This window comes from Sanyastnella coralliicola, from assembly GCF_030845195.1.
Lineage (GTDB): Bacteria > Bacteroidota > Bacteroidia > Flavobacteriales_D > Sanyastnellaceae > Sanyastnella > Sanyastnella coralliicola.
Window position 1 is genome coordinate 2,136,501 of record NZ_CP132543.1, and the last position, 12,674, is coordinate 2,149,174.

10 protein-coding genes are annotated in these 12,674 nt (G+C 46.9%); 6 read left to right on the plus strand and 4 right to left on the minus strand.

What is annotated here, in order from left to right:
- A complete protein-coding gene (mltG, locus tag RA156_RS08915) occupies window positions 1–1,014 on the plus strand; it encodes an endolytic transglycosylase MltG (RefSeq protein WP_306639528.1) in 1,014 nt (337 codons plus the stop codon).
- On the opposite strand, the gene hutH is transcribed toward mltG, so the two are convergent.
- Window positions 1,015–2,490, minus strand: coding sequence for a histidine ammonia-lyase (gene hutH / locus RA156_RS08920; RefSeq protein WP_306639530.1), 1,476 nt, complete (start codon window positions 2,488–2,490; stop codon window positions 1,015–1,017).
- Window positions 2,491–2,629: 139 nt separating this feature from the next.
- Between hutH and RA156_RS08925 the strand changes: the two genes are divergently transcribed.
- From RA156_RS08925 to RA156_RS08945, 5 genes are all read left to right on the plus strand, one after another.
- Window positions 2,630–3,976, plus strand: a complete 1,347-nt coding sequence (locus RA156_RS08925) for a M16 family metallopeptidase (protein ID WP_306639532.1) — start codon at window positions 2,630–2,632, stop codon at window positions 3,974–3,976.
- Between the two features lie 18 nt (window positions 3,977–3,994).
- Complete coding sequence (locus RA156_RS08930; RefSeq protein ID WP_306639534.1) at window positions 3,995–6,079, plus strand: M16 family metallopeptidase; 2,085 nt, start codon at window positions 3,995–3,997, stop codon at window positions 6,077–6,079.
- Between the two features lie 114 nt (window positions 6,080–6,193).
- On the plus strand, window positions 6,194–6,853 hold the full coding sequence (locus RA156_RS08935) for a hypothetical protein (protein WP_306639535.1): 660 nt from the start codon (window positions 6,194–6,196) through the stop codon (window positions 6,851–6,853).
- Window positions 6,854–6,928: 75 nt separating this feature from the next.
- Entirely contained in the window at window positions 6,929–7,630 is a 702-nt protein-coding gene (locus RA156_RS08940; RefSeq protein ID WP_306639537.1) for a cell division ATP-binding protein FtsE, read from the plus strand.
- A gap of 3 nt (window positions 7,631–7,633) precedes the next feature.
- Window positions 7,634–8,353 carry a glycosyltransferase gene (locus RA156_RS08945; protein WP_306639538.1) on the plus strand — a complete coding sequence of 240 codons (720 nt, stop codon included), beginning with the start codon at window positions 7,634–7,636 and terminating at the stop codon, window positions 8,351–8,353.
- Here the strand turns inward: RA156_RS08945 and RA156_RS08950 are convergent.
- The 3 genes from RA156_RS08950 to RA156_RS08960 form a co-directional block, all read right to left on the minus strand.
- Window positions 8,346–9,464 carry a glycosyltransferase gene (locus RA156_RS08950; protein WP_306639540.1) on the minus strand — a complete coding sequence of 373 codons (1,119 nt, stop codon included), beginning with the start codon at window positions 9,462–9,464 and terminating at the stop codon, window positions 8,346–8,348. The two genes, RA156_RS08945 and RA156_RS08950, sit on opposite strands and share 8 nt — an antisense overlap.
- Entirely contained in the window at window positions 9,461–10,291 is an 831-nt protein-coding gene (locus RA156_RS08955; protein WP_306639542.1) for a 3'-5' exonuclease, read from the minus strand. Before RA156_RS08955 ends, RA156_RS08950 begins: the two co-directional genes overlap by 4 nt.
- Window positions 10,292–10,505: 214 nt before the next feature.
- Window positions 10,506–12,626 (minus strand): hypothetical protein, encoded by a 2,121-nt coding sequence (locus RA156_RS08960; RefSeq protein WP_306639544.1) that lies wholly within the window; start codon window positions 12,624–12,626, stop codon window positions 10,506–10,508.
- Window positions 12,627–12,674 lie beyond the last annotated feature (48 nt).

The following is a 12,674-nucleotide window of genomic DNA, read 5'->3' on the forward strand; positions in this document are numbered from 1 at the left end:
ATGAAGAGATTATTGACGATTGGAGTAATTCTAGCGGCCATTGGAGGAATGGTCGCTTGGTACGCCTACGGAAAGGTCATGGATTCATGCACCGCATTCTCAAGTCCACAGAAAGAGGTGTTCATTCCAACGGGCACCTCGATGGAGGAGTTGATCACCATTGTAGTTGGAGATAGCATTGTCAATGACCAAGAACTTCTAGAACAAGTCATCGAGCTGAAAGAGTTCGCTCGCGTGAAGCCAGGTCGTTATGTCTTCAACCAAGGCATGAGCATGAACCAGGTAGTCAACAAACTACGCAGCGGAGATCAAGATGCGGTACGCGTGACGTTCACCAGTGCCCGTAAACCAGAAGATATTGCTGGCAAGCTCACAGCAACGCTCGAAGCGGATAGCGCTGAGTTCTTGCAGCTGGTCCTATCTGAAGAACAAGCCTCTCGTTTCGGTTTCAACAAAGAGAATTTCCGAACGATGTTCATTCCGAACACCTACGAAATGTGGTGGGACACTGACGCCGAAGAGCTGCTTGAACGAATGGCCGCTGAATACCGTGCCTTCTGGACGGATGGTCGCAAAGAAAGAGCCTTCAGCCTCGGACTCAGCCAAAGCGAAGTAGTTACCCTGGCGAGCATTGTCAAAGCAGAGACAGCAATGCGTGAAGAAGCTCCTATCGTTGCTGGACTCTATCTAAACAGACTGAAAAGAGGTATTCCGTTGCAGGCTGATCCCACGCTCATCTATGCCCTCGATGATTACACCATCCGACGTGTATTAAACGAGCACATGGAAGTGAACTCACCATACAATACTTACCTCCATTCAGGGCTACCTCCAGGACCAATCAACTTCCCTGAAACCCATTACGTTGATGCAGTGCTCAATCCTGACAGGCATGATTACATTTATATGTGTGCAAAACCAGAGTTAGATGGTTACCACAACTTTGCGAAAACCCTAAGACAGCACAACATCAACGCAAATGCGTATCACCGTGCTATTTCCAGAAGAAGGTAATTAACGAAGGAAACCGATACTCTTGATGATGTGCGGATGCATGTATTCATCGTTCTCGATGAATGGCACCACCTTGCGGTACTTCTTGTGGTACTCTTGAACCATTGGTGATGCTTCATCTACACCGCGAAGATCCAATGCTTGTGCCGCGTTGAAGAGCTCAATCGCTAGCACCTTGCGCACGTTGTCAATCACACGATAAGCTTTGGTTGCTGCGTTAGCTCCCATGCTCACGTGGTCTTCTTGACCATTGCTTGAATCCACTGTATCTGCCGAAGATGGCGTTACCAACTGACGGTTCTGACTCACTACCGAAGCCGCAGCATACTGCGGAATCATGAATCCGGAATTCAAGCCTGGGTTCGCTACCAAGAATTCAGGCAAGCTTCGTTGACCACTGATCAGCTTGTAAACACGACGTTCTGAGATACTCGCTAGCTCGTGCATACCGAGTGCCAACTGATCCAGTGCCAAGGCTAAAGGCTGTCCGTGGAAATTACCTGCTGAAACGATCTCGTTCAGTTCAGGGAAAATCGTCGGGTTATCCGTTACCGCATTAATCTCTCTTTCCAAAATCGTTCGCACGTAGTTGATCACATCCATTGTCGCACCGTGCACTTGCGGGATACAGCGAAAAGAGTATGGATCTTGAACGTGCGCTTTGTGGCGTTTCATTCCTGCGCTACCCTCAAGGAGTTTGCGCATATCAGCTGCCACCTTCATTTGACCTTGTTGATTGCGAACAGTATTCACCGCTTCGCCGAAAGGCTCAATACGACCATCGAATGCTTCCAGGCTCATCGCAGCGATTCGGTTGGCTGCATCAATGAGTTGTATCGATTGCATGGTCAAGTAGCAACCGAAGGCACTCATGAATTGAGTTCCGTTCAAAAGAGCTAGTCCTTCTTTAGCTTGAAGCTCGATAGCTTCCCAATTTCGAGACCAGTATAACTCCTTTGTTGGTTTAGGTCTTCCTTCTTCCCAAAGCTGGCCTTCGCCGATCAACGGAAGAGCAAGGTGAGCAAGGGGTGCCAAATCACCACTAGCCCCTAGCGATCCTTGAGCATAGATTACTGGAAGCAATCCTTCGTTGTACAGGTCGATCAATCGTTTGATCGTCACCAACTGCACACCACTATGCCCATAGCTGAGACCTTTCACTTTAAGAAGCATCATCCACTTCACCACTTCTGGATCGATGGTCTCTCCTAGCCCGCAGGCGTGACTGAGCACCAAATTCTTCTGAAGTGTGGCGAGATCCTCCTTTCCTACTTGCACATTACAAAGCGATCCAAAGCCGGTATTGATTCCGTAAATCGGATCGGATGACGAGGCTAGTCGTTGATCGAGAAAAGTTCGACAAGCGGTTACTTTCTCCGCAGCATCCGCTGCGATAGCCAGCTTCTGACCGGAAGAGATAACTCCGTTCAACTCTTCGATCGTTGCTTCATTCAGAGATATGTGGTATGCTTCCATGGGTGCGAAAGGTAAAAATTCAAAGTGAATGCTCCGACACCTGATTCCATTCTCCATAGACTACAACCGTTCGCCAAAATCATCTTGAACCGACGTCATTATCCAGTACTTTAGCGGTTCGAAAACCAATCGAGTTGATATGAGACGAATCCTAAGCCTTGCCTTTGCAGGAATTTTCGGAATTCTCGCAACAACATCTCAAGCGCAAATGCGTGAGATCGAGTTCGAAGAGTACGACCTGAAGAACGGCCTTCACGTGATCCTTCATGAAGATCACAGCACCCCAATCGTGGCGGTGACAGTTATGTACCACGTTGGATCAAAGAATGAAGATCCATCACGCACCGGAATGGCGCACTTCTTTGAGCACCTTCTTTTCGAAGGATCGGAGAACATGGGCCGCGGTGAGTTCTCGCGTTATGTTGAGAACGCCGGTGGTGTATTGAACGCAAACACTTCGAATGACCGTACATTCTACTACGAAGTACTACCAAGTAACCAACTTGAACTAGGGCTTTGGCTCGAGTCTGAGCGTATGCTCCACGCCAAAGTAGAAAACGAAGGAATCGAAACACAGCGCGAAGTAGTAAAAGAAGAAAAGCGTCAGCGTGTTGATAACCAGCCTTACGGAAGACTGCTGGAAGAAACCATGAAGCGTGCGTACGTGGAACACCCATACAAATGGACAACCATTGGTTCAATGGACCACTTGAACGCAGCGAAAGAAGAAGAGTTTGTTGATTTCTACAAGACCTTCTACGTTCCAAACAACGCTGTACTATCTATCGCTGGTGACATCAACATCGATGAAGCGAAGGATTTGATTAAAAAGTACTTCTCAGCAATCCCAAAAGGAACAACTGAAATCCCTCGTCCAACAATGGATGAGCCAATGAAGACTGCTGAAGTACGTGATACCATTTTAGGTAAAGACCAACTTCCATTGGTTCTTCAAGCTTACCACATTCCTGCACAAGGAGAGCCTGATTTCTACAGCGTAGATATGTTGAACACATTGCTCAGCCAAGGTGGTTCTAGCCGTCTAAACCGTGCAGTGGTAGAAGAAAAGCAGCTTGCTCTTTTCTGTGGTGCATTCTCATTCCCGCTAGAAGATCCAGGGTTGACCTTGGCTTTCTCTATGGCGAACATGGGGGTTGATCCTGCAGAAGTGGAAGCGGCAATGAACGAAGAAATCGAGCGTGTGAAGAACGAATTGATTTCGGAAGAAGAATTACAAAAGCTAAAAAATCAGGTAGAGAACGGTTTTGTTTCTTCCAATTCATCTGTTGCAGGTATCGCAGAGTCATTGGCTAACTACCATATGTACTACGGTGATGCGAACCTAATCAACAATGAAATCGAACGTTACCAAGCGGTAACTCGCGAAGACATTCAGAAAGCAGCACAGAAGTACTACTCTGAAAACAACCGTGTGGTGCTATATTTCCTATTCGATGAGGAAGCTGCAAATGCCACTGAAAATTAATCCTCAGAACACGACAAAATGAAGACCTTGAAATACATTCTTCCGCTATTAGTGCTCTTCCTGGCAGCGTGTTCAGGAGGGAAAGTCGATCGCTCGATCGTTCCGCAGCCAGGGCCGGCCCCGCAGATCAGCATCGGTGACTACGAAACTTTCAGCCTTGGAAATGGGCTACGTGTGATCGTAGTAAACAACGACAAACTTCCGCGCGTATCATACCAGTTGACAATTGACCGTGATCCAATCATGGAAGGAAGCAACGCTGGATATGTAAGCATGGCTGGTGACCTTCTTTCGGCTGGAACAGAAGGAAAAACGAAAGCTCAGATCGATCAAGAAATCGACTTCATGGGAGCTTCGCTGAGCACATTCTCCACAGGTATGTACGGTGCATGTTTGACGAAGCACTCAGACAAGCTACTCAGCTTGATGCAAGAGATGTTGATGTCTCCTGCTTTCCCTGAAGATGAGCTTGAGAAGCTTCGCAAGCAAACGCTATCTGGATTGGCGAGCTCGAAGTCATCAGCTGATGACATTTCTCGTAATATCTCAAACGCGATCTGTTACGGACTTGATCACCCATATGGTGAACAGCAAACAGAAAAGACGACAGAAGCAATCACACGTAATGACTTGATTGGTTACTACCAAGATTACTTCAAGCCGAATCTAGCTTACCTCGTTATCGTAGGTGACATCAGCATGGAGCAAGCCAAGTCTCAAGCTGAGAAGTACTTCGGTGGTTGGGAAGCTGGACAAGCTCCCCAACATGCGTACGACAAGCCAACTCCTCCACGTGGAAACCGCGTTGCCTTTGTTCCACTTCCTGGAGCTGTGCAGTCGGTAATTGATATCAACCACCCAGTTGATATGACACCTGGTCACCCAGATGCCATTGCAGCTTCTGTAATGAATAATATCCTAGGTGGTGGTGTATTCGGTGGACGTTTGATGCAGAACCTCCGTGAAGACAAAGCCTTCACATACGGGGCTCGTTCTTCTATGTCTCCTGACCCTGTGATTGGTAGCTTCAACGCGTATGCAAGTGTACGTAACGAAGTAACTGATAGCTCTGTGACTGAGTTCCTTTACGAGATTGAGCGTCTAACACGCGAGCGCGTGGCTGACACGACGCTTCGTTTCATTAAAAACTACATGAACGGAAGCTTCGCTCGCAGCTTGGAGTCTCCTCAAACGATCGCACGTTTCGCATTGAACATCGAGCGTTACGATCTTCCAAAAGATTACTACGCAACGTATCTGACAAAGCTCGAAGCAGTAACTACTGACGATGTACTACGTGTGGCTCAACGATACTTGAAGCCAAACAACCTGAACATTACTGTTGTAGGTAACAAAGAAGAAGTAGCAGAGTCTCTCGCGAAATTCGCGAAGTCTGGTGAAGTTGAATTCTTCGACATCTACGGAGGAGAGTACGTTGACCTTGAGGCAGCTCCAGAAGGTATGACTGCTCAGAACGTATTTGACGCGTACTACGCTGCTATCGGTGGGAAAGAAAACCTCGCAAAGGTGAACTCTATCATCGAAGAAGGAAGCATGGGCGTGAGCGGAATGTCACTAGCATACAACCGCAAGGTGAAAGGAACTGACCAGATGGTCATGACCGTTACTATGGGTGGACAAACCATGATGAAGCAAGTAATTGACGGAGACCGTGGATCTAGCTCTCAAATGGGAACGTCGATCGCAATGACTGAAGAAGAGATTTCAGAAGCTAAGATGCAGCTAGATATGCTTGCTTATGATCACCTAGCTGATTACGGCATGTCTGCAGTATTGAAAGGAATCGATACTAATGACAACGGTCAACGTGTGTATGTTGTCGAATTGATGAAAGGAGAAGAGACTTCTTCTACTCAGTACTACAGTGTTGACACTGGACTTCTAGTATCTACGGTTTCTACTGAAGAAACACCTCAAGGTGGAATGACAGTAGCATCAATGATCGAAGAGTACAAAGAGTTCAGCGGAATCCAATTCCCAGTGAAGGTATCGCAGGTAGTGGGCCCACAGGTTATCGAAGTAACACTTGATAACGTATCCGTGAACAAGCGAATCTCAAACAGCGAATTCAAGGTTGACTAACCTTAGAAATACATTTTGAAAAAGGCCGGACTGTTAAAGCAGTCCGGCTTTTTTGTTGAAAGATAGATGCTCCTCTGCAGCTCAATTCCATGAGGAGCTCGTTAACTTCGTTACATGAAGTATTTGATCACTTGTTCGTTGCTCCTGTTGGGAGTTTGTCTTTGGGCTCAAGAAGATGATGCCTATGAGGAAGAAGAAGGTGCAAAAGGAATGTACTGGGGCTTCACGCTTAGTGTTGAGACAGGTATTCTGAGTGGTGAAGAGAACCCAACATTTCAAACGCGAGATGTCTTCAAAGAAGTAGAAACGACACCAGGGTTTGGTGTGAGTGCCGGTCTGTCAACCTACATTCCTCTCTCGAGCTTCTTAGCGCTTCGTCCGCAAGCAGTGATCAGCATTATCCCTACTCAAATGCGTTATGACCGCGTAGGCTTCGAGCGTGAATTCAAGTTCTTTTATCCGCTGACCGCAGATATTCCGATCCACTTAATGATCAACAACCCACTTCAATCTGAGAAGCTCGGAGGATTTGTTGGCGGAGCGATTGAATTCAATATTCCTGGAATGGAATCTGCAGATCCTACTGGAACTGAGTACAACCTGAGAATTGACGGCGGATTGACACTCCCGCTGAATCTCGGTCACGGGAACTACCTACTTGACTTCTTCTACGGGTATTCTCCGTCGAATTTGATTGGAGGTGATACGGTCTATGATCTATGGTGGCGCAGCGTGACCCGATACAGAACAGGTGTTCGCCTGCACTTACTGTAATACCTTCTACGGTGTTTAAAACTCCACAATACCGAGCGGTGCTCAGGAGTTAATAATTGTACCTTCCCACTGTCTATGGAACCGATTGTAAAGCTTTCATCCGTTCAGATCGCTCAGAATGAGAACATCATTTTGAACAACGTTGATCTCCAGATCGACCCGGGTGAGTTCATCTATTTGATTGGTAAAACAGGAAGTGGCAAAAGCTCCCTTCTCAAAACCTTGTACGGTGAATTAGCCCCTCGTTCGGGCGAAGGAAGTGTCTGTGGTTTTGACCTTACCAAGATCAAAAAGAGCAAGGTTCCTTTTCTTCGTCGTAAGCTAGGTATCGTGTTTCAAGACTTTGAGCTGTTGACTGACCGAAGTGTGAACGACAACCTCAAATTTGTCTTGAAAGCTACTGGATGGAAAGACAAAAAGAAGATGGAGGAACGCATGGAAGAAGTGCTTTCCAAAGTGGGGCTTCAAACAAAGGGATACAAAATGCCCTTCGAGCTTTCAGGTGGTGAACAACAACGTGTTGCCATTGCACGCGCCTTGTTGAACGAACCGGATTTGATTCTGGCCGATGAGCCTACCGGAAACTTGGATCCTACCACCACTGAAGGCATCCTGAACCTCCTACTCGATATTTCGAAAGCGGGTAAAGCCGTCCTGATGGCTACCCATGACTACGCTTCAATGAAGAAGTTCGAAGCACGCACCATTGTCTGTATGGATGGCGCTGTCAAAGATGCAGCGAACATCAATCATTTCTCAGACTTCGCATACAAGTAACCCATGCCGTTGCTGACGGTGATCATACCTACGTTGAACGCTGAAGCCCAGCTCAACGACTGTCTAAAAAGCTTGCAACCGCTTTCTGATGCTGAGGTGATCTTAGTCGATGGTGGTTCTACAGATAACACGCTGGCTATCGCCGAATCCTACCCTTTTGTGCAGGTGATTCATTTCGCCGACAAGCCTGGGGTTTACCCCGCAATGAATAAGGGTATTGACCACGCTCGAGGTGATTGGCTTCTTTTTATGGGGGCTGATGATCATCTCGCTAGCGCGGAATCGGTGCAGCATGCTATGAGCAAAGTACACCCGGAAGCGAAGATCATACTTGGAAGAGTCAAGAATGAAGGAAGCGAGCACCGCCTAGTAAAAGAATGGTATGAACCGAAGTGGGATCACGATCTCTACACGCGAAACATTGTACATCACCAAGGGGCGATTTATCGAAAAGATGTATTCGAACGCTACAGTTACCCCGAGGAATTCAAAGTATTCGGCGATTACCACCTGAACTTATCCATGTACTTGAATGACGATATGGCTGAGATCGTACGTGAGCATTTCGCAACCGCTTCCGCAGCAGGAATATCAAAACAGTTCACTGCTGAACTGTATAAGGAAGAATGGAGAATGAAACGCTCTGTACTACCCTGGAAACTAAGATGGTGGCAAGGCCCGGTGATTTTCGCCAAGTATATCCGAAAGAAGCTCTTTAGATAAGTTCTGCCTGTTCGAGCATCACCTTGATCTTCTGGCTCTCTGTATCCCAATTAAAGGTTTCTCGTGCTTCTTGCAGACCCGATTTCCATTCCTGCTTGTCAATAGACAACATCCTCTCAATAGCTACAGCAATGTTCTTCGGCTCCCAATCAGGAATTAATTGTCCAACCTTCATTCCTTCTACCACACGCTTCACTTCAGGAAGTGGAGACGCCAACACCGGAATTCCCGCGTGGATATAATCAAAGAGCTTATTCGGAAGACTATAGTAGTAGTTGAAGTGCAATCCTTTGTCTAGACTCAACCCGAGGTCTGCATTGCGCGTATGCTGCACGAGTTCTTCGTAAGGCAACTTCGGTTTGATCGTAATCTTGTCTTCGAGCCCAAGCTCCTTTCGAAGCTCTTGAGCGCGTTGCCACTCCTCTCCTGCTCCTACCAATAATAAATGGACATCATCAATGTGCTGGAAAGCTTCTACGGCTTCTACAATACCGCGGTCCTTATCCATAAAGGCTCCTTGCAAAATGACCAGTCTACCTTCAGGAAGTCCCAGCTCTTGTCGTGATCGAGCTTCAATCTCCTGGGTCTTTAAGAAGGGCACGTTGCGCAGTACTTGCACATCTACCTTGTACTTCTTGCGGTAAATCTCTGCGATACTTTCGTTCACCGTAAAAACATGACTGAGTCGTGGGAAGATGCGCCCTTCAATGGTCTCCCATACTTTCTTTGGAAAGGGTCTTCCAGTGAGACCCGCGGCTTCAGTGAAGTATTCGTGGCTATCGTAGATAATCGCTTTTCCAGTGCGCTTATGAAAACGCCAAGCTGGCCACAAGGTATCGAGGTCATTGGCCCATACCCCGGCAAATTCATTTCCGCGCGAGCGAAGAAAACGATCAAGCACCTTTTGTAGCTCAGCATAAAAACGAGCCCCACCTGTATGCTTTAAAGGAAATCGTACTGTCTCATAAGGCCTGTCAACATCAATAGACCCTTCCAATAACCTGCCTACGAGTACTGGCTCCAAGCCATGATGTAGCAAGACTTCGCAGGTCTTACGAACCCGCTGGTCGTGACTCAGGTCATTAGAAACTAAGACAGCAATCTTTTTCACGGACGATTCAATTCAGCGCGCAGCGACTTCAATACCTTCTTAGTATACAACGGAAAATCTCCCTTCATCATCCAACCATAGTATCCCGGATCAGACTCGAGCACTCCTTTGACAGATTGCCCTTTGTACTTACCGAAGTTGAATACAACGACATCGTCAGCATTGTAGACAAAGCGCCCCATCAAATCTGCATGGCGATTGCGCTGACAGAATTTGTTTACGACTTCCATGTCATTCGTCAATGTCGGTAGTGGATTGCCTTGGGTGTCTTTGGCTGCTTGTCCTTGGTAGCGCTCCATTTGCTCTACGAAGATCTCGTAGGTCGCCATGGCATCTGGTAATGCTTCGTGGGCATCGTCTAGACTCTTACCGCAGTAGAACTTGTAACCCGCTTTCAAGGTACGCTGCTCCATCATGTGGAAGATGACCTGGGCATCGATCAAATTGCGATCTTCAATGCTGAAGTCGATTCCTACACGTAGGAACTCCTCTGCCAACAACGGGATATCAAATCGATTCGAATTGAATCCACCAAGATCGCAGTCAGACAGGAAGATGAAGAGCTTATCTGCTATGTCTTTAAAGGTAGGCGCCTCGGCTACATGCTCATCGTAGATGCCATGAATCAAACTAGATTCTAAAGGAATCGGCATTTCAGGATTGATCAGGAAGCGGTTCTCAGCCCCTGTTGAAGAGGGCTTGGTATGCACCGAACCATCAGGCATTACCTTCACAAGTGCGATCTCTACAATTCTATCCTGGGCAATGCTCGTGCCCGTGGTTTCCAGATCAAAGAAAACCAGCGGTCGTTTAAGGTTCAACTTCATGCGGGCAAGTTACCAAAACAGAAAGAGTGGTTCTGTAGGTGTTGAAAACACTGAGGAATTAAGGAAAATTTCAATAGGATGTAATTTTTCCAAAAGGATATACGTTATAAATATGGTAGAGTAGCAGGTCTCCGAGATGGAGGCCACAAACAGGCAGAAAGGAAAGCCCCTCCGAGATGGAGGGGCTTTCTGATTATATATGGTATGGAGTTTCTTACTCTGCCCAGATCTTAATATACTGGAACTGCTCGTATACAGCCTTACGCTCCTGTGCATCGTTCTGGTAGTCAGGACCACCAACAAGCTTACGTCCTGCTTGGAATGTGAAGTCTTTTCCTTCTTCGAATCCTTTGGCCTCGAGTGCTTTCGTCACCTCTGTCTTCGCCAACTTATTACGGAAAGCAGTCAACTCAGTGTTGTTGCGGAAACGGCTTGAAGGTACTTTAGACGCACTTGACTCTACTAGGATCTTCGCAGAGCCGTTTGCAGCGATCAAAGCAGACACACCTTCAACGAATTCGTTGAACGTATCGTTCACCTTCTCATCATTCCACTCACCCATGTCGTATAGGAAGTATCGCTGGTAGTACGCATTCTCAGCCGTGGCTACCGTAATCACCTTGTCTTCTTCAGTAATCTCTTCCGGAGTCTCAGCAACGATATCTCCTTCTTCGATTTCAGGTGTTTCAACGACTTCTTCTCCTGATGCTACGGCACCACCGAGGTGAACAGGTAGAAGGTAGATCTCTTTGTCAATTTCATTGTAAGCCGACTCACAAGGAACGTTGATGAAGTCATCGTGAACAATCTCTTGGCTCACGAAGTACTCAATTTTGTAAGAGATACAAGGAGGAAGGATCGCAACGTAAGCTCCATCACGCATCCGTGGACGGTACTCCATTACTTCTCCTGTTTCCTGATTCGTTACCAATAGGTAAGTATCTTCTGGAAGCTCTTCCCCTTCTGATGGGTAGATGTATCCTTTCAATACGCTCAAGTCTGGCTCTACTGGAGAGTCAGGCATGTCAATCACGTAGATATCTTTTAGTCCTTCACCCTCTTCTTTACGAGAGGAGTAGTAAGCACGCTTTCCATTTGCTGTTGGCATGAAGAAAACATCGTCATCTACCGTGTTCACTGGGTAACCAATGTTCACTGGCTCTGACCATTCTCCGTCTTCGCTCATTGTTGAGTAGAAGATGTCAAACCCACCCATTGAGCTGTGTCCTTGAGAAGAGAAGTAGAGTGTTTTCCCGTCTACAGAAAGGAAAGGTGATTCTTCTTCGTAAGGTGTGTTGATTGACTTACCAATGTTAAGTGCTTTCGACCAGTCTCCTGTTGGAAGCTTCACACAACGGTAGATATCACGTCCGCCTTCACCCCCGTCGCGGTTACTTGTGAAGTAAAGTGTGTTTCCATCTGCAGAAACAGTTACGTGCGTTTCCCAAGAATCAGTGTTGATGTCAGATCCAAGTTTCTCCGGTTCAGTCCAAGACTCACCCACAAGCACTGACTTCCAAAGCTGACCGTCACCGTTCTCATCGTAGTAGATGTATAGTTCTTGTCCGTCTGGAGAAGCAGAGATAGTTGCTGCGTGGTTATCCGTGTTGATGTTCAACAATTCAGGATCCATCCAGTTACCTGCCATGTCTTTGTACGACACGTAGATGTCTTCGCGGTGCTCACCTGTATCGTCATCAACGATGAACTGGTTCGTTGAATCACCACGCATACGACGTGAAGTGAAGAACAGTGCGCTCTCATCGATGGAGATTACTGGCGAGTATTCGTTTGTTGTTTTGTTGACAACCGGACCTACGTTCGAAATCAAGTAATTCTGTGGGTTTGCCACTTGATACTTGGCGTTGTTACACATTTCGATTTGGCGCTGAGCCAAAGCGTGTAGGCGGTGCTTCTTGTTCACCATCTTCAACAGACGCTCATATTCCGCGATCGCGTTATCCATCTCGTAGTTGAGGTGGTACGCTTGGCCTAGGTAGTAAACGGCCTCTACAGGAACACGTGTTTCTTTCGGGTCATACGGATCGTAGTTTTCAGATACGACCTGGTACGCAGCATACTGCAGGTATGGAAGTGCATCCAACTTGCGGTTTGCTGTTTGAAGGAAACAGAATCCTAGTTTGTAATTCACGTTGGCGTTTTGCTGGTGGTCTGTGATGAGACCTTTCCAGATGTCAACGGATTGATTCCATAGCTTTTCTTCCATGAGCTGATTCGCTTCAAGGAAGTCTGCGTTGAAGTCACCTACAGGGTTTCCTGCAAGTGCGATGTTAAAGCTGAGTAGTGTCAGTGCAGCAAGCAACAGTTGTTTCATCTCTGTATAATTGGCTTAGCGTCGTAAAAATAGGCTAATTAGCAGTGA

Excerpts from the sequence above, each read along its gene's own strand:
- mltG (WP_306639528.1), top strand. The coding sequence starts at position 1 with ATGAAGAGATTATTGACGATTGGAGTAATTCTAGCGGCCATTGGAGGA.
- hutH (WP_306639530.1), bottom strand. The coding sequence starts at position 2,490 with ATGGAAGCATACCACATATCTCTGAATGAAGCAACGATCGAAGAGTTG.
- RA156_RS08925 (WP_306639532.1), top strand. The coding sequence starts at position 2,630 with ATGAGACGAATCCTAAGCCTTGCCTTTGCAGGAATTTTCGGAATTCTC.
- RA156_RS08930 (WP_306639534.1), top strand. The coding sequence starts at position 3,995 with ATGAAGACCTTGAAATACATTCTTCCGCTATTAGTGCTCTTCCTGGCA.
- RA156_RS08935 (WP_306639535.1), top strand. The coding sequence starts at position 6,194 with ATGAAGTATTTGATCACTTGTTCGTTGCTCCTGTTGGGAGTTTGTCTT.
- RA156_RS08940 (WP_306639537.1), top strand. The coding sequence starts at position 6,929 with ATGGAACCGATTGTAAAGCTTTCATCCGTTCAGATCGCTCAGAATGAG.
- RA156_RS08945 (WP_306639538.1), top strand. The coding sequence starts at position 7,634 with ATGCCGTTGCTGACGGTGATCATACCTACGTTGAACGCTGAAGCCCAG.
- RA156_RS08955 (WP_306639542.1), bottom strand. The coding sequence starts at position 10,291 with ATGAAGTTGAACCTTAAACGACCGCTGGTTTTCTTTGATCTGGAAACC.
- RA156_RS08960 (WP_306639544.1), bottom strand. The coding sequence starts at position 12,626 with ATGAAACAACTGTTGCTTGCTGCACTGACACTACTCAGCTTTAACATC.